General features: G+C 61.5%; 16 protein-coding genes. 7 read left to right on the top strand and 9 right to left on the bottom strand.

Annotated features, from left to right (window positions below; translation table 11 throughout):
• The first annotated feature begins 113 nt into the window (after positions 1-113).
• Positions 114-542: a Fur family transcriptional regulator gene (locus LGH70_RS12055; RefSeq protein ID WP_226185901.1), complete on the top strand. Its 429-nt coding sequence runs from the start codon at positions 114-116 to the stop codon at positions 540-542.
• Between the two features lie 137 nt (positions 543-679).
• On the opposite strand, the gene LGH70_RS12050 is transcribed toward LGH70_RS12055, so the two are convergent.
• From LGH70_RS12050 to LGH70_RS12025, 6 genes are all read right to left on the bottom strand, one after another.
• Positions 680-2,338 (bottom strand): RagB/SusD family nutrient uptake outer membrane protein, encoded by a 1,659-nt coding sequence (locus LGH70_RS12050; protein ID WP_226185900.1) that lies wholly within the window; start codon positions 2,336-2,338, stop codon positions 680-682.
• 39 nt (positions 2,339-2,377) lie between these two features.
• Positions 2,378-5,356: a SusC/RagA family TonB-linked outer membrane protein gene (locus LGH70_RS12045; protein ID WP_226185898.1), complete on the bottom strand. Its 2,979-nt coding sequence runs from the start codon at positions 5,354-5,356 to the stop codon at positions 2,378-2,380.
• Between the two features lie 426 nt (positions 5,357-5,782).
• Complete coding sequence (locus tag LGH70_RS12040; protein ID WP_226185896.1) at positions 5,783-7,531, bottom strand: glycoside hydrolase family 10-like protein; 1,749 nt, start codon at positions 7,529-7,531, stop codon at positions 5,783-5,785.
• Between the two features lie 229 nt (positions 7,532-7,760).
• Positions 7,761-8,522 carry an arylamine N-acetyltransferase family protein gene (locus LGH70_RS12035; RefSeq protein ID WP_226185894.1) on the bottom strand — a complete coding sequence of 254 codons (762 nt, stop codon included), beginning with the start codon at positions 8,520-8,522 and terminating at the stop codon, positions 7,761-7,763.
• Positions 8,523-8,657: 135 nt separating this feature from the next.
• Complete coding sequence (locus tag LGH70_RS12030; protein ID WP_226185892.1) at positions 8,658-8,969, bottom strand: hypothetical protein; 312 nt, start codon at positions 8,967-8,969, stop codon at positions 8,658-8,660.
• Positions 8,970-9,034: 65 nt separating this feature from the next.
• Entirely contained in the window at positions 9,035-9,343 is a 309-nt protein-coding gene (locus LGH70_RS12025) for a hypothetical protein (RefSeq protein WP_226185890.1), read from the bottom strand.
• Between the two features lie 162 nt (positions 9,344-9,505).
• Here LGH70_RS12025 and LGH70_RS12020 point away from each other — a divergent pair, with 162 nt between their 5' ends.
• From LGH70_RS12020 to LGH70_RS12005, 4 genes are all read left to right on the top strand, one after another.
• Positions 9,506-10,384 carry a hypothetical protein gene (locus LGH70_RS12020; RefSeq protein ID WP_226185888.1) on the top strand — a complete coding sequence of 293 codons (879 nt, stop codon included), beginning with the start codon at positions 9,506-9,508 and terminating at the stop codon, positions 10,382-10,384.
• Positions 10,385-10,454: 70 nt separating this feature from the next.
• On the top strand, positions 10,455-11,309 hold the full coding sequence (locus LGH70_RS12015) for a rhomboid family intramembrane serine protease (protein ID WP_226185886.1): 855 nt from the start codon (positions 10,455-10,457) through the stop codon (positions 11,307-11,309).
• A gap of 117 nt (positions 11,310-11,426) precedes the next feature.
• On the top strand, positions 11,427-12,353 hold the full coding sequence (locus LGH70_RS12010; RefSeq protein ID WP_226185884.1) for a T9SS type A sorting domain-containing protein: 927 nt from the start codon (positions 11,427-11,429) through the stop codon (positions 12,351-12,353).
• Entirely contained in the window at positions 12,350-13,426 is a 1,077-nt protein-coding gene (locus LGH70_RS12005; protein ID WP_226185882.1) for a lipase family alpha/beta hydrolase, read from the top strand. Before LGH70_RS12010 ends, LGH70_RS12005 begins: the two co-directional genes overlap by 4 nt.
• A 654-nt stretch (positions 13,427-14,080) precedes the next feature.
• Here LGH70_RS12005 and LGH70_RS12000 read toward each other — a convergent pair.
• Positions 14,081-15,112, bottom strand: coding sequence for a hypothetical protein (locus LGH70_RS12000; protein ID WP_226185881.1), 1,032 nt, complete (start codon positions 15,110-15,112; stop codon positions 14,081-14,083).
• Between the two features lie 313 nt (positions 15,113-15,425).
• Positions 15,426-17,855, bottom strand: coding sequence for a glycoside hydrolase family 31 protein (locus LGH70_RS11995; RefSeq protein ID WP_226185880.1), 2,430 nt, complete (start codon positions 17,853-17,855; stop codon positions 15,426-15,428).
• A gap of 192 nt (positions 17,856-18,047) precedes the next feature.
• Between LGH70_RS11995 and LGH70_RS11990 the strand changes: the two genes are divergently transcribed.
• The gene (locus LGH70_RS11990) at positions 18,048-19,061 is read left to right on the top strand and encodes a glycosyltransferase (RefSeq protein WP_226185871.1); all 1,014 of its coding nucleotides are present in this window, start codon (positions 18,048-18,050) and stop codon (positions 19,059-19,061) included.
• Between the two features lie 31 nt (positions 19,062-19,092).
• Entirely contained in the window at positions 19,093-19,566 is a 474-nt protein-coding gene (locus LGH70_RS11985; protein ID WP_226185869.1) for a YdeI/OmpD-associated family protein, read from the top strand.
• A gap of 104 nt (positions 19,567-19,670) precedes the next feature.
• On the opposite strand, the gene LGH70_RS11980 is transcribed toward LGH70_RS11985, so the two are convergent.
• Complete coding sequence (locus LGH70_RS11980; protein ID WP_226185868.1) at positions 19,671-21,713, bottom strand: alpha-amylase family glycosyl hydrolase; 2,043 nt, start codon at positions 21,711-21,713, stop codon at positions 19,671-19,673.
• Positions 21,714-21,996 lie beyond the last annotated feature (283 nt).

The raw sequence follows: 21,996 nt of genomic DNA, 5'->3' as shown, positions 1-21,996 counted from the left end.
GCCGCTTCCAGCACCTTGCGCACTTTTTGGCGGCTGGCTTGTTAGTAGCTAGCTTTTCATTTGCCCGCGGCGCGGCTGAGCTTCGGCGCCAACCTCGTACTTTTGAACCCATCATGGCAACAACCGACCACATTTCGCTGACTCTTGCCCGCCACGGCCTGCGCCACACGCCCATGCGGCGGGCCGTGCTGGAGGTGCTGTTCAGCAAGTCGTTTGCCTTGTCGAGCAATGATATTGAGCAGGCCCTGGAAGCCGGCACCGACCGGATTACGCTCTACCGCACCCTGCGCACCTTCGAGCAGAAGGGCGTGATTCACCGGGTGCTCGACAGCTCCGACGTTATCCGGTTTGCGGCCTGCTCAGCCACCTGCACCGAGCAGGCCCATGCCGACGACCATGTGCACTTCAAGTGCTCGGTGTGCCAGCACACCTACTGCCTCAACCAGGTGGCCATTCCGGTGGTGCAGCTGCCCGGCGGCTTCCAGGCCACCCACCGCGACTACCTCATGTCGGGGGTATGCCAGCAATGCCACGCGGAGTGAACTAGTGAAATGGTGAAGTGATGAGCATTCTTTTGAGCGGACCGCACTACGGGTAAAATTCCCGCAGCCAGTCAGACCACAAAAAAGGCCCGCCCGGAACTCCGGGCGGGCCTTTTTTGTGTGGGCAAGCCTCTCTCCTACCGGTACACGGGGTTCTGGATAAACTCGCTCTTGTTGGTCACGGCATCGAGCTGGCGCTGCGGAATGGGCCGCACGATGTGGTGGGGCAGAATGCTGGCACCGGCCTCGGGATTGTGGGCCTTCACCCGCTCGATGAGCTTGCCGGTGCGCTTCAAATCAAACCAGCGCAGCTGCTCGCCGGCCAGCTCCCGGGCCCGCTCATCCAGGATAAAGTCGAGCGAGAGGTTGGCGGCCGTGATGCGCATGTCGGCCACTTTGCCGGGCAGGGCGGCCCGTTCCCGCACCGCGTTGATCTGCTTCACGGCGTCGTCGGTCTTGCCCAGCTTGAAGTTGGCTTCGGCGGCCATCAGGTACACGTCGGCCAGGCGAATCACGTAGGCGTCGCGGCTGCTTTGCTCCTCCTGAATGGTGGGCCGGGTAGGATCTTCAAACTTGCGCAGGCACACGTACTGCAGGCGGTTTTTGCCCGTGCCGTTGGCGTTGTAAATGTCGTTGACGTCGTAGATGCGATACTTCTTGGCGTTGCGCACGGCCGTCGAAACCACCTTCTTAGTGGCCAGAATGGCCGTGTCGCCGACGGCCAGGGTTTTCGTGCCGGTGGTGACGGCCGTGTTGGCCAGCCACACCGTGCGGAAGGAGGCGGCGTAGCGCGAGTCCTTGGTCTCGTCGAACAGGTTGAGCAGGAATTTGGTGGGCATGAAGCGGTTGAAGGGCCGCCCGTTGGCCACGTCGCGCACCATACCGGGCTGGTCGTCGTACTTCATCAGCCAGAGCAGGTGGCCGTTGTTGCCCCCGCGCGAGTGCCCGTCCGGGTACAGGCCCGTATCCAGCCGGTCGTTCAGGGTCAGGTCGCGGGAGTAGTTCACGGCCCACACGATTTCCTTGTTTTCCAGGTTGTTCATCTGCCACAGGCTGGCGTAGCTCTGCTGCAGCGAAAAGCCATAGCCCGTAATAACTTTCTGGAACAGCTCGGCGGCTTTCTGATTGTCGCCGCGAGTCAGGTACATCTTGGCCAGAAACGCCTCGGCGGCCGGCTTGGTCACGCGGCCGTAGTCGGCGGTGGTGGTGGGCAGGTTGGCGACGGCAACGCCGAGGTCCTCGAAAATCTGCTTGTAGAAGGTGTCGGCTGGCGTCAGGTTGGCCGTTTTCACGGCGCCCAGGGTTTCTTCGGTGGTGAAGTGCACGTTGCCCCAGCTTTCCACGATGTGCCAGTAATAAAAGGCCCGCAGGAAGCGCAGCTCCCCTTCCCGGGTCTTTTTCAGCGCGTCGCTCATGCCCGACTGCCCGATGCGGGCAATGCCGGCGTTGCAGACGTTGATGCCGATGTAGAGCTTGCTCCAGAGCGACTCCACGGCCCGCGAGCTGGACTGCAGCGTGGTGTAGTCGGTCAGGTCGGGGTTTACGTCGCCGGCCCCGCGCAGCCACAGGTCGGTACCCATTTCCGACATACTGATGCCGTCTTCCTTGCCGTACCACCAGCGGTTGTAGGAATAAGCCGCGTTGACCAGGTTTTCAAACCCGGCCGGCGTGGTGTACACGGCTTCGGGCGTGAGGCCCGAGGGGTTGTATTCTTCCAGCTGCTTTTCGCAGGAGGTCGTCAGGCCGGCCAGGGCAGCGGCGGCCAGCAGCGTATATATCTTCTTCGAGAATTTCATGATGCGTGTCTTTGAGGTGGAAAACTGCGACCCGGCGGCTTAAAAGCCCAGGTTGATGCCGGCCAGCACCACCCGCGGAATGGGCGTGGTGATGGGGCCGCCCCGCTCGGGGTCGTAGTTGTCGATTTTGCTCAGGGTCACCAGGTTTTTACCCTGCACGTAGATGCGGGCCGAGCCCACGCCCAGCTTGCTCAGCAGGCCCTGGGGCAGGTTGTAGCCCAGCGTTACGCCGCGCAGCTTGGCAAACGAGCCGTCCTTGTACTGCAGCGTGGTGCCAAACAGGCTGTTCTGCATCGTCGACTTCGACAAAGCCGCGTCGGGGCGGGGGTAATCGTTGCTGGGGTTTTCGGGGGTCCAGTAGTTGTGCACGCCGCTGTTTTCGATGCCCTGGGGGTCGAAGATCTGGGCGTACTCGTAGTTGATCATCTGGCCGATGCGGGCGAAGATCTGGAACGAGAGGTCGATGCCCTTGTAGCTCATGTCGCTGTTGAAGCTGCCGCTCCACTTGGGCACGGCCGTACCCAGCACGCGCCGGTCGTGGGCGGCCGTAATCTTGCCGTCCGGTACGCCGTTGGGGCCCGAAATATCCTTCACCTTAATCTGGCCGGGCTTCTGGCCGAAGGCTTTGGCCTCGTCTACCTCGTTGCTCTGCCAGATGCCGATTTTCTCGTAGTCGTAGAACACGCGCACGGGGTAGCCCACGAAGCGGTTGTTCAGCAGGTCGTCGGCCCCGCCCAGCGCCAGAATCTCCTCGTTGTTCTTAAACCAGGTGGCGCCCACGTTCCAGCGAAAATCCGGGGTTTCCACGGCCAGGGCGTTCAGGCCCACCTCTACGCCGCGGTTGCGGGTTTTGCCGATGTTCTCGATGATGTTGCCGCGGCCCGTAGTCGAGGGCAGGTTGTTATCAAGCAGCAGGTCGCTGGTCAGGGTTTCGTACACGTCCAGGGAGCCGGTAAGGCGGTTCTGGAACAGGCCAAAGTCCAGGCCCACGTTCTTGGTCCAGGATATTTCCCAGTCCAGCTCCGTGTTGCCCACGCGCTTATCGAAGCCGTAGCCCGCGGCGCCGGTTTCGCCGAAGCTGAAGGGAATGCGCGTCAGCAGGCTCTGTGACGAGTAGGGCGCCACGTCGTAGTTGCCGGCCCGGCCGTAGCTCACGCGCAGCTTCAGGTCAGTTACCGGGGTGAAGTCCTGCATGAAGCTCTCATCCACGATGCGCCAGGCCACGGCGGCCGAGGGAAAGAAGGCGGCCTTGTTGCCGGTGTAGAGCTTAGAGGAAGCATCCTCGCGGGCCGTGAGGGTCAGCAGGTAGCGGCTCTTAAAGCCGTACTGCACGCGGCCGGTCAGCGAAATCAGTTTGCTGCGGGTCAGGTTGGTGTAGGGCTGCACGGGCTGCGAGGCGTTGGCCAGGGCGTAGAACTGCTGGTAGGGCACGGGCACGCCGCGGCCCTGGGCCACCGAGTTTTCCAGGTTAAAGGTCAGCAGCGAGGTTACGCCGGTCACGTTCAGGGAATGGTCGCCGAAGGTCTTGTTGTAGTTCAGGATGTTTTCCCAGCTCCAGTTGGTTTCGAAGCCGGTGCCATACGCCGCCTGGTTTGCCTGCCCGTTCCGGTCGATGGAGTACTGCCCCTGAAAAAGGCCGTTGCGCTCATTCGACAAAGTCAGGCCCAGGTTGGAGCGCAGGTTCAGGTTGGGCAGAATCTGGTAGCTCACGTAGGCCGTCGAGAAGGTGCGGGTGCGGCGGGTGTTGTTGGCGTAGGTATCGGCCTGCTCGTCGGCCAGAGGGTTGAGAAATGCCTGGTTGTTGGGGTAGTTCACGAAGTTGCCGTTGGCGTCGTAGGGCGTGCTCAACGGGTTGATTTTGTTGGCCATGTTCGTGGGGTCGCGGCGCGCGTCGAGGTTGTAGTAGGTCAGCTGGTTTTGCAGCCCCACGCTCACCTTGCTGTTGATGGCCTGGTCGAGGTTGACACGGAAGGAGTAGCGGTTCAGATCGTCGTTGCGGAACAGGCCCTGCTCGTTGTAGTAGTCGCCGGAGAGGTAGAACTTGGTTTTCTCCGAGCCGCCCGAAATGCCGATCTGGTGCTCCTGCTGCACGCCGTTGCGCAGGAGCAGATCGGCCCAGTTGGTGGAGGTGCCGCTGGCAATGGCCTGCAGCTCACTGGGCGTAAATATCTTGGCGTCGTCGGCGGGACTGGCCCAGGCGCCGGTGGTACGGTTGGCCTCGCGCTTCTGGGCCACGTACTCGGTGCCGTTGTTCACCTTGGGGTAAAAGGCCACGTCGGTGCGGCCGTAGTAGGAGTTGAGCGTAACCTTCGTTTTGCCCGACGCGCCCTTTTTGGTGGTTACGATGATAACCCCATTGGCGCCCCGGGCCCCGTAAATAGCCGTGGAAGCCGCGTCTTTCAGCACTTCCATGTTCTGAATGTCGTTGGGGTTAATGTCCTGAATAGAGTTGTACTGCACCCCATCCACGATAAACAGCGGCCCGTTGCTGGCCAGAATCGAGCGGTTGCCGCGCACGGTGATGTTCACAGCTGCCCCGGCCGAGCCGCCGGCGCTGGTAATATCCACGCCGGGCAGGCGGCCCTGCAGGGTTTCCATAACGTTGGCGGCCGGAATCTTTTTCAGGTCTTCTTCTTTCACCGACACGATGGAGCCGGTCACGTCGCTCTTTTTCACCTGGCCGTAGCCGATTACTACCACTTCATCCAGGGCCTTCTGGTCGGTTTTGAGGCGCACTTTCAGGGTGTTGGAGTTGTCGGCCGTCACGGTGCTGGCCACGTAGCCCACGTAGCTGAAGACGAGCGTGGGCTCGGTGCCCTCAGGTAGGCTCAGCGAAAAGTTGCCGCTGCCGTCGGTACCCGTGCCGATGGTCGTGCCTTTCACCACCACCGTTACCCCGGGCAAGCCCTGGCCGTTGGCATCATCGAGTACTTGTCCCGTCAGTTGGCGGGTTTGCTGGGCGCTGGCGTGCCCGGCCCAGCCGAGCAGCAGCACAATCACTAGTAACCAGTTTTTCATGAGGTGGGAAGTATGATGGAAAGTTGATGGCCAAAGTAGAGCCGGCCAAATGCGCCGGCCTTGCTTCCTCTTAAGGTTGCGGTATTCAGATAGAAAGGACAGGATATGGCCGGATAATTTTATGCAATCGTTATCGGGAACGTTGCCAATTAGGACCGGTCGCCCCTTCGGATGAGTAACTACTCACTTCCTATTCCCGTTTCAAGCCGGTTTCGCCGTAAATACCTGCTACTAAGCACCAAGCCAATAATTGCATTATCTATATATAACACGCCGATTATTCCGGGCGTAGCAGCGGTAAGCCCGGAATCTTCCCGGTCCGGAACACAATCGATAACGGTGCTGCTTTCCACGAAAAAGCCCGGCCGCTCACAGGGAGCAGCCGGGCTTTTTCGTGGAAAGCAGCGCCTCGCGCCAACAGGCGGGCTAGCGCCGGCCAAACAGGCGCCGGAAGAAGCCGCGCTTCTTCTTGACTTTCACTTTCTCCTTGGTTACGGCGGCGGTTTCGGGCTTCATCACGGCCGGGCGCGGCGTGGGCACGGGTCGGGCGGCGGGTGCCGGAGCCGCGGGTGGGCGCACGGGCGTAGCGGCCGGCGCCTGGGCCACAATCACCTCAGCGGCCTTGCCCTGGGTGCTGACGCGCACCGGCGTGCTTTCGTTGTGCAGCCGGTCGACGGCCGTGAGGTAGTAGGCGTAGTCGGTGCCGGGCACGGCGCTGGTATCTACCAGGGTCGAGGACATGCCGGGGCGGCTGGGTACCAGGGCCAGAATATTGCGCGGGTCGTCGGGGGTGGGCTGCTGGTCTTTGGTAAAGCGGTAGACCACGAAGTAGCGGGCCACGTCGCCGTCGGCAGCCACGGGACCGGTCTGCCAGGTAAGCGTAACGACCGACGTGGCGCGGGTCAGGACCAGGTTCTGGGCCGGGCGCGGCGGCACGGCATCGAGCCAGGGCATGGTGGGCACCAGGGCCGGATAGCGGAACAGGTTCTGGCGCAGCGAGTCGCGGGTGTGCAGCGGGTTCGACATCAGGGAGCGGGCACTGAAAAACACGCTGCCGCTAACCTCGGTCGGGTACGAGCGGTTCAGGCGTACCTGGCGGGGCAGCTCGCGCGGGTTGCGCCAGGTGGTGTCGGAGCGGGTGTTTTCCAGCATGCGGTAGGCGCCCTGTCCGATGTAGAGGTGGCGGCCGAAGTGGTTGCGCGTCCACCACTCGAGCAGCGTGGCGTAGGGCACCAGCTTGAAGTTGGTGCTCCAATACAATTGGGGCACGATGTAGTCAATCCAGCCTTCCTGCAGCCACAGGCGCGAATCGGCGTAGAGGTTGGCGTAGCTGGGCTGCCCGGCGCGGGTATCGGAGCCGTCGGGGTGGGCCGACTTGTTCATCCAGACGCCGAAGGGCGAAATGCCGAATTTCACCCAGCGCTTGGTGGCCTGAATTGTGTCGTGCAGGCCCTCGATGAGCTTGTTCACGTTCTGGCGGCGCCAGTCGGGCAAACTCAGGTTGTCGGCATTGTACTGCTGAAAGGCCACCTCGTCCCGGATTTTCAGGCCCGGCTCGGGATATGGGTAGAAGTAGTCGTCGAAGTGTACGCCGTCGATGTCGTAGCGCCGCACCACGTCCAGAATCACCTGGGTGATGTAGCTGCGCACCTCCGGCAGGCCAGGATTAAAGAGCAGCTTGCCGCCGAAGCGCAGAAACCACTCGGGGTGCTGCCTGAACGGGTGGTTGGGGGCCAGACGGCGCGTCACGGAGTCCATGCTGGCGCGGTAAGGGTTAAACCAGGCGTGAAACTCCATGCCCCGGGCGTGGGCCTCCTCAATGAGGAAGGGCAGCGGGTCGTAGCCGGGCGCCTTGCCCTGCTGGCCGGTCAGCCACTTGCTCCAGGGTTCCAGCTCGCTCTGGTAAAAGGCGTCGGCGGCGGGCCGGATCTGCACGAATACGGCGTTGATGCCGTTGCGCTGCTGCACGTCCAGGATGCGGCGGTACTCGCGGCGCTGCTGCTCGGGCGTGAGCGTGCGGCTACTGGGCCAGTCGATGTTTTCGACGGTGGCAATCCAGACGCCGCGCAGCTCGCGCTTGGGCGGGCCATCCTGGGCGCGGGCCGAGAAGCTGAAGAACAGCAGAGAAAAAATCCAAAAACAACGCAGGCAAGCCGCCGGAAACAATCGAAACATCAGCACAGAAACGGGGAAAACGTCCGCAAATTACGCAGCCAAGCGCCGCCAATTGCTGCCGCCGGTGCAAAAACCGGTCCGTCCACGGGTATATTCACTCAGGGCAGCCCCGCTGCCGGCGTCTGCCCAATCGGATTCAAGCCAGCGGCTTACCTTGCTTACGACAGCCGGCCAACCGCATAACGGGCCGCCAGAAGACGTACGCCCGGCTCTGGATTCGGCCCGGGATTCAGGCCTGGATGCCAAAGTGCTGGGCTAGCGCCCGGGCAAAATCGGCCTCTCCGGCCAGCGCGGTTTCCGTAACGGTTTCTCCCGCCTTTATTTTCAGGGTGTTGCCCGAAATCGTGACGCGGCCCTGCGGGGTAGCCCGGGAGCAGAGGCGCTTGCGGGTGAAGTGCGAGGCCGGGCTGGTCTGGTGGAAGTGGCACATGGCCTGAAAGTCGCTCAGCTGCCGGCTCGTGTCGGTGAAAAGATATTCCGGCACGAAGGTTTCGCCGTTGAATTTCTTCACTACCCGGTAGTCCGCATCGTACTGCTCCACCACGAACCGGCTCTGCTGGTCCGTTTGCACCACATCCAGCCGGTTTTCCAGTGGCTCCCGGCTGAATTCGCCAAAGCCCACATCCACCAGGTAGTCGCCTTCGGGCAGCGCTACAAGAATAGCCATGTGGTCGAATTCCGGCCCGAAGCCCGTGGCGGAGCTGAACACGCGGGCGGATATCAGCCGGGCCGAGAAGCCCAGCGCGGTCAGCAGCTCCTGAAAGGCGCCGTTCAGCTCGTAGCAAAAGCCTCCCCGCCCGGCCGTTACCACTTTGGCGTAGCTGTGGGCCAGCTCGATGCGGCGGCCCCAGTGAATGTCCAGATTCTCGAACGGCACCCGCAGCAGGTGGGCCGCCTGCAGCTCCCGCAGCGTCGGCAACGTCGCCGTCGGCACCCCCGCGTACCCGATTCGGTCCAGGTAGTGCTGATATTTGGGCTCAATGCGCGTCATGGTTCGGCTAGGTTGGCGGCAGCAAAAATAGCAGGCGACCGATAAAAGAGCACCGCCTGGCTTCTACATAAAAGAGCCGCCCGCTACCAATGGCAGCGGGCGGCTCGTTCGTATTCAGGACGGCTGAAGCCGGCCCTAGTTGTGGTTCTGGCGGGTATCGTTTTCGTCTTTGTTGCCGGCGTTGCTGCCGCCTTCCATGCCGTTGGTCTGGCTGGCGTCGCCGTACTCACCCCGGATACCGTCGCCGTTGCCCATGTTGCTCTGGGTACTGGTGGTGGCGTTGTTCTGGCCGCCGTTATTCTGGTTCTGCTCTTCCTGCTGGGCTTTTTGCGCGGCGGCGAAGGCCTCGTTTTTCGAGGTGCCGTCCTGGCCGTGGTTGGTGGTGCTCACGCGCTTGGCGCCGCTGTCTTCGGACGTATTGCCGGGATTATTGGGTTGGTTCGACATGATGAGAATAGGTAAGGTGGGTTGGAGTAAATAGCCGCCCGTAAGCGGCCGGTAAAAAGATAGGGCTACAGCTGCGGTACCTGCCCCGTTTCGCCGCCCGATACGCCGGTGCCGGCCGAGGTGGAGCTGCCGCCCACGTCGCCGTCGGCCGCGTTGCCGGGCTGGTCGTAGTTGGGGCCGGTGCTCACGCGCTTGCCTTTTATTTCGTGGCCGCCTTCGGTGCCGCCGCTGCCCGAGTTATCATCGGCGTTGAGGCCGCGCAGGGCCTCGGTGCCGGTGGCCTGCCGGCCCTCGGGCTGGCGCTGCTCCGACTGCGAGGTGGTAGCCTGCTGCATGTTGCGGCCATCGGTGGGAATTTCCTGTGGATCTTGCATACGAGTAAGTGGCTAAGTGAGAAAGCCAGAGCCCGTCAGGCCCCCGGCTACTACCAGGGCTATACGCCAGCCCAGCGGGGTGGTTGACAACTAAGCACCGCTTTTCCGCGCCTTTTCCCCAACTTACGACTTGCCTACTACCCCTATTGTTCAGCTTTCCGCATGTCTGCCCCGCTTCCTCCCAGTTCCGATTTCCTGCTGTCTAAAACGGATGCTGAGCTGCTGTTTCTAACCCAAAACCCCACGTTTTACCAGCCCGGCCTGGTGCTGGCGGCCCGCCAGGAGCTGCTGCGCCGCGGCGTCACACTGCCGACGGCTGATGTGCCACCCCTACCCGCCGGCCCTACCGAGGTTGACGAGTTCGACGAAGCGCCCAGCCGCCGCTGGCTGATGCCGGGCTTGCTGCTGGCTTTGCTGGGGCTGGCCGCAGTGCTGTACTGGTGGCCGACCGGCAACAAAAACTGGAAAAACAAGCGGGGGCCCGTACCCCGCCGGGCGCTGGTTGCCGTGCAAACCCACGTGCTGCCCTCCTTCGACTCGCTCACAACGGCCCAGCTCGGGCAGATGCCGGCCCGGCTGCCCGCCACCGAGCGGCTGGATACCACGGCCCAACGTAAGTTTCTGCTGCTGGCCCGCCGCTTCTGGGACGCCGAAAACCAGTCGGCCTACCTGTATCAGGAAGCGCAGGCAGCCCGCATCGACTCCACGTTTCCCGGCCAGGTCGACCTTACCCTCGACAAGTGGAAGCGCCTGACCAGCGCCTTGGTATACAACCACAAGCTGCAGCCCACGATGAGCGAGCAGGTGGCCCTGATGCACAGCGCGGCCCTGGTGCGGCGCCAGGCCCTGACGGTCATGAAAAACATGTACCTCTACGGCCAGCCCCCGCTCGACCAGAGCATGCTGTACCTCAACGATTCGGTGACGGTGATGCGCCAGACCCTGCTGGGCGTACCGACCGCACAGCGCATCCGGCCGCGGGAGGAGCTGCTCAAGCGCATCATTGCCGAGGACGCGCGCAAATCCCTGCCGCGGGCATAAATTCCGCGCTGGCGCTTACATTTCGGCGGCGGCCGGGTTTAGCTCCCATTCTACCTTGCCGCTTACTGTTATGGCTGCCGATTCGAAGCTGGCTGCGCTTTTCGCCCAAAAATCAGACGCTGAGCTGCTGTATATGGCCCAGCACGCGCGCCGCTACCCGCCGGCCCTGGGCGAGGCCGCCGTGCGCGAGCTGCAGCAGCGCGGCCTGGTCCCGACGGAGCTGGCCCCACCCCCACTGCAGCCCCCGGCTGAGCCGGCTCCCGACGAAGCGTGGCACCAGTTGGCAGCTGGGACACTGCGGCAGCTGCTCTGGCCCAGCGCCGGCAACGTTATTACCCCGCTGCTGCTGCTGCTCAACGCGCTGGTATTCGGGCTGATGGTAGCCGATGGCGCCCACATCTTCCAGCCCCAGGCGCGCATTCTGGTGGCCTGGGGCTCCAACTTTTCGCCTCTCACCCTGCACGGCCAGCCCTGGCGGCTGCTGACCAGCTGCTTTCTGCACGGCGGCCTGGCGCATCTGCTGCTCAACTCCCTGGCTCTGCTGTTTTTGGGCCGCCTCACCGAATCGATGGTCGGGCCGGGCCGGCTGCTGCTGGTCTACCTGCTCAGCGGCGTGGGCGGCAGCGTAGCCAGCGTGTGGTGGCACGCGCAGGGCGTCAACTCCGTGGGAGCCTCCGGGGCTATTTTCGGACTCTACGGCTTACTGCTGGCCCTGGCCGTGACGGGGGCCGTGCCCCTGAGCCGCCAGCAGCGCTACGGCCTGCTGTGGCTGGTGCTGCTGCTGGTACCCAGCCAGCTGGAGGCCGGCCTGCTGGGTACCAACACCACCGACAACGCGGCCCATCTGGGCGGACTGCTCACGGGTTTTTTAGCGGGGCTGATCTACGCGGTTTCCTCGTTGTGGAAGCCCCGCAAACAGCTATAATAATAGTATCCCCCAAAGATGTGGTTGTACTTACGACCAGCCCGGTTGTACCTTTGGGCCAGTTGGCAACCATCCGGCTAGTTTCTGTATCTACTTTCCAAACCTTTCCTACATTCTATGAAAAAGATATTTGTACGCTTTTGCTTAACTGCTCTGGGAAGCTTTACCGCCCTTACAGCGGCTAATGCTCAAACCCTGCCCAATGGCACCCTCGAAACCTGGTCCACCCGCAACTCGGCCCTTGCTCCTACCGGCTGGTTTACGTTCGACGACCTGCTGGCCTCCATAGGATTTCCATTCCCAACGGCCACGACCACCCGCAGCACCGACAAGCACGCGGGCACCTACGCGGCTCAGCTCGAATCCAAATCCAATCCGCTGCTGCAGGCCGTTATTCCCGGCATACTCGGCATCGGCTCCAACCCCACCCTCGAATCTGAATTCCCCGGCGGTATTCCGTTCACGGCACGGCCGGCCAGCATGCAGTTCTACTACAAGCTCACTGGCACCGGTGCCGCCGACGAAACCGCCGCCGCCCAGGTGGTACTCACCAAGTGGGACGGCACGCAGTCGAACCCCGTGGCCGGCGCGGCCATCGAGCTGACTCCCTCGGCCGGCTACACGCTGGTTACCCTGCCCCTGGATTATCTATCCTCGGTAGCTCCCGACTCCCTCCGCATTCTGTTTGTGTCCAGCACGGCCGATGAGCCCACAGTGGGCCGGGTGCTGCTGATTGATGACGTGGTGATGACCGGCACGGCCCTGCCCGTGCGCAATGCGGCCCGCAACGAAGCGGTTTCGGTGTACCCTAACCCCAGCGCCGACGGCCTGTTTATGCTCACCCACACCAAGGAAGCCAGCTGGAGCCGCGCCGCTTACACCGTCACCGATGCCACAGGCCGCGTAGTGCTGCGCCAGGCCGCCGCTTCGGCCAACTCTTTCGGCCCGCGCCGCGTAGATTTGCGGGGCCAGGGCGCAGGCGTCTATACCTTGCGCCTGGAAACTCCCGAAGGACCGGTTGTTCAAAAGCTCCTCATTCCGTGACCGAACCTACCTCACCTACCGGTGATTCTGCTGACCGCCCTTCGCGCTGGCGCCGTTTTTCGGCCGCTGCCCGAAGGGCGGTTTCGCTTCCGGTGCAGGGCCTCGACTACCTCTACCAAACCGGCCAGGCCTACCGCCACTTTACCCTGCCCATCCTCAACGGGGCCATCGGCGACCAGCTGGCGGCCCGCCAGGATTACCGGGCTATTCAGATGAGCTTCCGCCAGCTCGGCGCCGACATTGCCGTAGCCGACCTGGCCCTGACGGGTCCGCCGCTGACGACCGTCGTGTTTTTGCACGGCCTGATGGGCGACGAAATGATCTGGCAGACCGGCTCGCCCGATACCCCGCGCTACGGCCCGTTGCTGCAGCGTGAAGCCGGGGTGCGCTGCCTGTATGTGCGCTACAACAGCGGCCTGCACATTTCCGAAAACGGCGAGCTGCTCACCCGGCTGCTCACGGAACTGTGCGCTATTTACCCCGAAGCCGTGGGCCCGCTGGTGCTGGTGGGCCACTCCATGGGCGGCCTCGTGATTCGCTCGGCCGGTTACTACGGCACGCACGGCCCCGACAGCCCGGCTCCCTGGATTAGCCGGCTGCGGTCGGTGTTTTTGCTGGGCGTGCCCAACGACGGGTCGTTCCTGGAGCAAAACAGCCACCTGACCTCCGTAATGCTGCGCAAGATCAACGTGGCCCCGACGCGCTTTCTGAGCAAGGCCATGGATCAACGCAGCAACGGTATCAAAGACTTACGCCACGCCTTACTGGTGGCCCAGGACTGGCAGGACCCGCACGCCGATGATGTACTGATGCCACCCCGCACTGTGGTACCGCCCCTGCCAGGGGTGCCCTATCATGTGTTGGTGGGCTCCCTGCTCAAAACGGCGGGCTCGGCCCTGCATCACTATTTCGGAGATGGGCTGGTGGGGGCCGGCAGCGCGGTGGGCCGCATCTTCGGCGACCCGGCCCCGCCCCCGGACGCTCAGGTGTATACCCGGGTGTTTGCCCAGCAAAGCCACGCCGGTCTGCTCTCCAACCCGGAAGTGTACCAGTACCTGCGGGAGCATCTGTAGGCCGATAGTCCTATTGCATGCCGCGGCTACTCACCGGCCAAAAAAATAACCCGACCAATGAAGGCACGGGTTATTTTTTTATAAATAAAAATACTGATAAATAAATTATACTAGAATAAAATAATGATTAAAATAAATAACAATAGTTCTATCCCCTTTTTTTCTTGATATGATAAAGACCCACACGCAATAATTTTGTAACACTCAATAATTTCTTGTTGCCTAATTACTACTTCTGTTAATCACTATGTTCTTCTTTGCTGCCGTTCTGATGATGTAAACATACTACTATCAGTAGCCGGTTCGAAATATATTACACCAACTCCGCCTTGCGCGGGACCAACTCCCCATTGAGGCCTACCTAGTAGTTATCAGAACGTTAAACTTGCTCTGCGGCCAACAAAAAGCGTGTCTAGTCAGGTGTATTCAGCTTTTTACACTTACGACAATCCTGCCAAGCTTAACTCGGGAGTAACAGGCTACACGTGGTCCGGTTGTCTGCTTCCAGGCCTATTCATTGCCGGGCCTTAATATCCTAAGCGCCCAAAAGGCCAGCCCTGCTTACGCCTGGCTGGCCTTTTTATAGAATAACTAATGCAATAAAATAACTATCAACCTGTAACAATGATTAAATAAGAATACAATAGGTAACTATTAGCGGCGCTTGTAGCAGAAGTACACGTAGTCGCCACCGGCGCCTTTGTTCAAATCAACGCCCTGGCCGTTGGAACCATCTACTTTCACCCAGCCGGCGGGCGGCGCTACACTGCTGCTCGAACCGTATAGCACTCCAACTTCAATTGGATTACCATCCCGGGCATCTTTCGACTGATAACCGTAGATATAGTCGCCACCGGCGCCGTCGTTCAGGTCGGGCTGCTTCCAGCCGCCTACGCCATTGGGGGCCCAGGTGGGGAAGGTGAAGCCGGGCCAGGCGTGAAAGGCGCCGCCACTGTTGTAGGCCTGCGACCAGATGCCCCGTACCGGCCCTACTACTTCCCGGCCGTTGCAGACGCTGAAGCTGCCATTCATGCAGTAGGGGTCCCACTCCGAGCCTTTCTGCACTTTGCTGGGGTTGCGGGTGAAGGTGAGGTAGATGTACTGGCCCCCGGCACCGCGGTTGAGGTCGACATCAATTTTGGTGTAGCCATCCAACGGACCGTCACCGCCTTTGGTAATTTTCAGGTCGTAGATGTGGCCGGCGGGGTTGTCGGCGCCCGAGTAGGCGGCTACGTTTTCGCTGCTGATAAAGCCCTGGTACGGAGTAGAGCCGCCACCACCACCACCATAGCCCCCGCCCCCGTCGCCGGGTTCTTCCAGATCGATGGGCTGTACGTACTGTTGCTCATTGCCGGAGCCGAAAGGCATGGCGGCAAAGGTCTTCATGTCGCGGCGCTGCATGTCGAACTTGGGACGCTGCAAACGGGCACTTACCCCGTCGCTGGGGACGATGGTACCATCCTTCACGTACTGGCCCTCGGGGTCGACCTGAACGCCGGCCCGCACATCACTCACAAACTTACCCCACGCAGCCCGGGCCTCGGCAATAGACGTATCAACTTCATTTTTTGGGCTGCCTTTGCCCGGCTTCATATCATGCAGTTCTTCTTTGCTGCAGCTCGACAAAGCCATAACGCCGGCACCCAAGACCAAGGCTGACAGCTTGAAACGTACTGGAAATTTCATAAAGTGATGGTAATAAGAAGGTGTGTAGAAAAATGAAAATATGTTGCTAGACGGTACACTAGCACGGAGTCGTGAGCTGTAGCCCGCTGGGTGGCAATAGTTGCTGTTGGATGATACAAACGTAGCCCCTGCCCTCGCCAGCTTATAATTTATTACACCAATCTGCCTTTTGGCAGGATAACCCCGCCGTTAGTCGGTAGCTGCGGCATGTTCTGGACCAGTAGGCACCGGGCACAAAAAACCCCGCTGCCACAAACAGGCCAGCGGGGCTTCAAAAGAAATAATGCAAAATATCTTACTTGGCAGCGGCCAGTTACCCCACGGTAATTTCCGTGAATGAGCTGCTCACCACCACTTCTTTCAGTGCGAGGCCCAGGTCCGAGGTGGCCTCGGTCAGTGGGCTGGCTTCGCCGTTCACCGTGGCCTGGCTGGCCGCAAAGCCTAACCCGTGGAACACCAGCCGGTAGGTAGCGAAGCTGGGCTGATAGTCGCCTTCGATAGTCTGCACGATGGTCAGGCTGCCAGGCGTGCCCGTTACGGTGAAGCGGCGCGTGGTGCTCTGGCCCTGCTGGTAGCCGTAGCCTTCGCCGCCGTCGTCGTAAACCACGCTGGTCTCCGAGCCGTTCTTATAATACACGTGCAGGATTAGCTCTTCCACCTTTTTCTCGCCCACGTACTGCATCAAAGGGTACATTGGAATAACCGCGCCGGCCTTTACGAACAACGGAATCCGGTCGAGGGGGGCGCTGGCCCACACTTCGGCGCCGCCCTCTTTGGCTTCGTCGGTCCAGTAGTAGAACCAGTCGCCGCGGGGCAGATACATCCAGCGACCATCGGCGCCGGCCTGGGTGATGGGGCACACCAGCAGGTGGTCGCCGAGGCTGAACTCGGCCATGCGCAGGTAGGTTTCCGTGTCGTTCTGGTCCAGGAACGTGAGGGGCCGCAGCACGGGCGTACCCTGCTGCACGTACTGCCAGAACGTGGTGTACATGTAGGGCAGCAGGCGGTAGCGCAGCTCGATAAAGCCGCGGGCCAGATCCAAATACTGCTCGCCGAAGCTCCAGGGCTCCTGGTCGCCGTGGTCACCGCTGGAATGGGTGCGAAAGAACGGGTGGAAGGCCGCCAGCGCCACCCAGCGCACATACAGCTCGCCGTCCGGTGTGTCGATGAAGCCGCCCACGTCGGAGCCTACGAAGCTGAAGCCCGAGATGCTCAGGCGCTGGCACTGGATGTTGGCCAGCCACAGGTGCTCCCAGCTGGCGATGTTGTCGCCGGTCCAGGCCGAAGAGTAGCGCTGCCCGCCGGCGTAGGTGCTGCGGGTGATAGTGAAGGGCCGGTTGGGGTAGCTGAATTGCTTGACGCCCGCCGCCGTAGCCCGGGCCATCTGCATGCCGTAGATGTTGTGGGCTTTTTTGTGGGAAGCTGAGTGCCCGTCGTAATTAAAGCGCACGTCGTCGGGGAAGGTGCCCTTCTCAAACACGGCCGGCTCGTTCATATCGTTCCACACGCCCCGCACGCCATCTTCCTGAATCAGGCCCTTGAACAGGCCGGCCCACCACTCGCGCACGTCGGGGCGGGTGTAGTCGGGAAAGTTGCACAGGCCGGGCCACACCGAGCCCTTCATCAATGGCCCGTCGGCGCGGCGGCAGAAGTAGTCGTTTTCGAGGCCCTCCTTATAAACGCTGTAGTTGGGGTCAATCTTGATGCCCGGGTCGATAATGACGATGGTTTTGAAGCCATCCTCAGCCAGCTCCTGCACCATCTTCTTGGGGTCAGGAAAGTGGGTGGGGCTCCAGGTAAAGCACCGGTAGCCGTCCATGTAGTCGATGTCCAGATACAGCGCGTCGCAGGGGATTTTCCGGTCGCGGAAGCCCTTGGCGATGCCGCGGAAGTTGCTTTCCGGGAAGTAGCTCCACTTGCACTGGTGGTAGCCCAGGGCCCACAGCGGGGGCAGTTCGGGCGGGCAGGTCAGGCGGGTGTATTCCTGGGTGACTTCGGTGAGCGTGGGGCCGTAGATGAAGTAGTAGTTCATCTCGCCGCCCATGGCCCAGAAGCTGGTCACGTCGGCCCGCTCGGCGGCAAAGTCGAACGAGGCCTTAAAGGTGTTATCGAAGAAGATGCCGTGGGCAATTTTCTGCTGCAGCTCCAGATAGAACGGAATGTTCTTGTAAAGCGGGTCACTTCCCTTGGTGTAGCCGTAGGTGTCGGTGCCCCAGTTGGTGAAGCGCTTGCCGCGCAGGTTCATGTTGTCGGGCTTGTCGCCCAGGCCGTAGTAGTGCACGCCGCTCTGCACCTGCTTGCTCATCTTGACGATGTCGTTGCCGGTTTCGTAGTCGTACTCCCAGTGGAAGCCTTTCTCGTCGGCCGACAAAAGCGTGCCCGAGCGGTCCAGAATGCGGGAGCTGGCGTTTTGTTTGCTGATGGTGCAGATCAGGCGCTCGGTGGTGATGCGGTAGTGGTCGGGCTTCTCCCGGAACTCCAGAAACTCGATTTCGGGCCGGGGCTGGTCGGCGGGCACGGCGTAGCTGAAGTCGGCAGCAAAGCCCACTTCGGTGGCAAAGCGGAAGCGCAGCACTTTGTCGGTAATGACCTGCACGCTAAGTTGCACGCCATTGTCGCAGGTAAACAGGAAATCGTGGCCCTGCTGCGCGCACGACAGCACCTGACCGGGAAAGAACTCCTGCTTCCCCTTGGCGGCCAGGTCATTGACCATGTAGTTATTTTCCTGAATCGAATCGGCCATCGGTGTGTAGTCTGGAAGAAGTAGGCAAAAAAATTCCGGCCGGGCCGGAAGCACAACAATATAAGTCTGCAAGGTAAAAACGATTCCCGCGAATTTTGCCTAACATTAGCTTTCAAACGGCTGAAACCGTATTAGAGGGCTCAGAGGCCCTTTTTCTTTCGCTTCTCTTTTCGGCGTCACCGCCTGATTCCTATGGAACACCATCCTCTCAACGTGTTATTGCTGGGCTGGGATGAAGCGGCACTGGCGCCGGAACCAGCAGCCCTGGCTCTGTCGCGCCAGCTGGCCGAGCACCTGCCCGTATCCGTTATCGTACCCCGTCTGCCCGACTCGGCCACGCTCACTTCCGCCGACCAGATTATCCGCCTGAACCTGCTCAGCGCCGCCCAGCTGGCTACGGCGGCCACTACCCGCCCCGGCGCCTCGGCCGGCTCGTGGCAGGCTCCGGCCGCCCCCTATGCCGGCGCCAGCCTGCCGCCCAGCGCGGTGCTGGGTACCGTTCAGACTTCGCCCGCAGTGGCCGCGCCCCAGGCCGCAACACCAGTTTCAGCCCCCGGCTACTCCCCGCAGGCAGCCGCGACGGCTACCGACTACGGCCTGCTGAACGAGGATGAGTTTGCCGAAGCCACGGCGGAAATCGGCCCCGACGAAGCCGCCGCCATCCACGAGGCCGCCGACGACCTGACGCTCAATGTCTCCGCAAATTTGTCGCCGGTAACGGGCAGCAGCCAGCCGGTTGCGGCAACGCCGGCCACGGAAAAAGCCGCCGCACAGGCCTCGTTCGTGCAGGCGCTGCAATCGTTGGATGAAGCCGAGGAAGGCGGCGCCGATTTAAATTTCCGCGTGATTCAGTACGCCCGGTTTGCCACGCCTCTGGCCGTGAGCCAGCCTTTCGGCGTGATTTACGCCCCGGCCTGGCCGTCGTGGCTGGCGGCTCTGGAAATCCGGCAAACGACCGGCCGGCCGCTGGTGCTGCACGTGCAGTCGCTGGCTGCCGACCGCGACTCGCCCGCCGACCGGGGCTGGATTCTGGAGCTGGAACGCTTAACTTTGCGCCGGGCCGATTTGATTCTGGCCAACACGGAGGAGCTGGCCCAGCGCCTGGTTTCCTTTTATTCTCTTCCCGCAGCCCGTATTCGGGTGATTGACGCCGCCGACACGGCAGCCATCAACCAGGCACTGACTCATGTGACGCCGCGCGCGTAAGCCCGGCACGATTTACCGTATTCCCTTTTTCATGTCCGATTCTTTCGAACAACGCTTTGAGGCTACCCTCGAACTGGATGGCACCGACGGTGGCGTTCAGGTCCTGATGCCGTTCAACCCCACTGAGGTATTCCAGCAAAAGCCGCCCTTTCACGTGCGCGGCACCATCGACGGCTTTCCGTTTCGCCTGACGCTGGAGCAAAACAAGGACAACGAGTTCATGCTGCCCGTGGGCAAGCAAATTCGCCGGGCCATCGACAAAACCTGGGGCCTGCCGGTCGAGGTGGTCATTCAGCTCGACACGGAGGAAGCTTCCTTCGAGCTGCCCCAGGACCTGGAGCGGGCGTTGTCGCAGTCGGGCTACCGCCCCAAGTTCGACCAGCTGCCTTACCCCTACCGCCGTGAGTACGTGCAGTGGATCGAGCGCGCCAAGAAGCCCGAAACCCGCATGCGCCGCATCAAGGAATCGGTAGAATTGATTAGCGCCGGCAAAAAGCTAAGCTAAAGAACCAAAAAAAGTCCGTCGGCACCGACGGACTTTTTTTATGGCTAGGGAGACAGGCAGAAGCCTTAAGCCACCGCGCCAAGACTTTCTTCAGGGTTGCTGGCCTACACCCGGGCCAGCACCAGGGCCGTGCGGTTCGTCACGTAAAGGCTCAGCTTGTTGACCTCGTCTTCCTGGAACGTCTCATATACCAGTGAGTCGTCCACGCGCTGGAAGCCGCCGAACTGGGCCGCGTCGGAAGTCAGGATGATGCGGTAGCGGCCGGGCTGGGGCACGAAGAAGCGGTAGTCGAAGATGCTGGCCGTGACGTGGAAGTTGAAGATAAAGATCAGGCCGGCCCGCTCGAAGATGAGCACCTGGTTGTGGTTGTCCTGGTTCAACTCCTTAGCCGGGGCAGCCGACAGCACCCGCCGCTGCCGGGCCGTCGTCACCATGGCCTGGTCGAACGCTTGGAAATACTGGTACTTCAGGTCGGGGTTGTCGGCCAGGGACCATTGCCGGCGGGCATGCTGGTAGCTCCAGCTGTTGCCTTCACGCGGGAAATCGACCCACTCGGGGTGGCCGAACTCGTTGCCGATGAAGTTGAGGTAGGCCTCGCCGCCCAGGGCCAGGGTCAGCAGCCGGATCATCTTGTGCAGGGCCAGGCCCCGGGCCACGATGTCGCTGGGGTCGTCCTTGTGCATGTGGTGGTACACGGCCGCGTCCATGAGCCAGTGGGCGAGGGTTTTGTCGCCCACCAAAGCCTGGTCGTGGCTTTCAGCGTAGGCCACGGTTTTCTCGCCCAGACGGCGGTTGGTCAGCGTGTACCACAGCTCGCCCAGGCTCCAGTCTTCGTCGCGCTTGTGCTTGAGCAGCTTGATCCAGTAGTCCGGGATGCCCATGCCCAGGCGGTAGTCGAAGCCGATGCCGCCCTCGGCAATCGGCCGGCACAGGCCAGGCATGCCGCTCATGTCTTCGGCAATGAGCAGGGCCCCGCGCTTCATTTCGTGGATGAGCATGGTGGCCAGCTGCAGATACAACACGGCATCCTCGTCCACGTCGGGGCCGAAATACTGGTCGTAGCTGCCAAAGGCCACGCCCTCGCCGTGGTGGTGGTAGAGCATGCTGGTCACGCCGTCGAAGCGGAAGCCGTCGAAGTGAAACTCCTCGAGCCAGTAGCGCAGGTTACTCAGCAAAAACTGCTGCACCTCGGGCTTGCTGTAGTCGAAGAGCTTGGAGTCCCAGCCGGGGTGGTTGCCGCGGGCCCCTTCGTGGAAATACTGCCCGCCCGAGCCGTCGAAGTTGGCCAGGCCCTCGGCTTCGTTTTTCACGGCGTGGGAATGCACCACGTCGAGCAGCACGGCAATACCCCGGTTGTGGGCCTCATTCACGAGGTGCTTCAGGTCCTCGGGGGTGCCGAAGCGCGACGAAGCGGCAAAGAAATTGGCGACATGGTAGCCAAAGGAGCCGTAGTAGGGGTGCTCCATCACGGCCATCAGCTGAATGCAGTTGTAGCCCAGCTCCTGCACGCGGGGCAGCACTTTCTCGGCAAATTCGAGGTAGGTACCCAGACGGTGCTCCTCGGTGGCCATGCCCACGTGGGCCTCATAAATGAACGGCTCCCGCACGTAGTTCTGGATGCGGAATTTCTGGTCAGTCCAGGCAAACGGCGTTTCGGGGCGCCACACCTGGGCGGCAAAGTCCTTGGTTTGCTCGTCCTGCACGGCCCGGCGCACGGTAGCCGGCAGCCGGTCCTTGCCGCCATTGGCCGCCCCCACGTGTACTTTGTAGCGGCTGCCGTGGGTGAGGCGGCCGGCATAGTCCTTATCGGCCAGAAACACTTCCCACACGCCGTCAGGTCCTTTTTGCAGGGGCGTTGCCCCCCGGTTCCAGCCGTTGAAGTCGCCGGTGAGCGACAGGTAGGTGGCAGCCGGCGCCCACTCCCGGAACCAGTAGCCGCGGCGGCGTCCGTCGTAGTTGAGGCCCAGGCGCTGGTGGGCGGTAGCAAACTTGGGCAGGGACCCACACTGCGCCGTTATTTCAGCCAGGCGCTGCTCCAGCCGCTGCTGGCGGGCCTGCAGTATGGGTTCGTAGGGGGCCAGCCAGGGGTCGTTTTGCACCAGGGGCAGCGTGGACTCAGCGGCAGTAGTCGGCGAAGAAGTTTCCATAGCAACGGGAGAGGTTGAAGCCAAAACTACGATTCCCGGGGCAGAGCGGCCGGGCTGGCGCAAGGTAGCATTCCGCGGGGCTGGTTTCAAGGTACAATCGTATCGAGGATTTTTTACCAGCCCTGCCCTGCTGCAGCAATGGAACGGACACAATATGGCCTCCTAGTTTGTTGTTTACTAGTTCGCAATTGAATAATAAACAACAAAACGAATTTTGATTTTGTTGTTTATTATTTACGAATTCTATAATAAACAACAAGCTAACAACCTACCGGGCGATGGT

The organism is Hymenobacter nitidus, from assembly GCF_020447315.1.
GTDB classification, from domain to species: Bacteria; Bacteroidota; Bacteroidia; order Cytophagales; family Hymenobacteraceae; genus Hymenobacter; species Hymenobacter nitidus.
The sequence above is the reverse complement of the archived record's forward strand: the minus strand, read 5'-3'. Positions and strand labels throughout refer to the sequence as shown.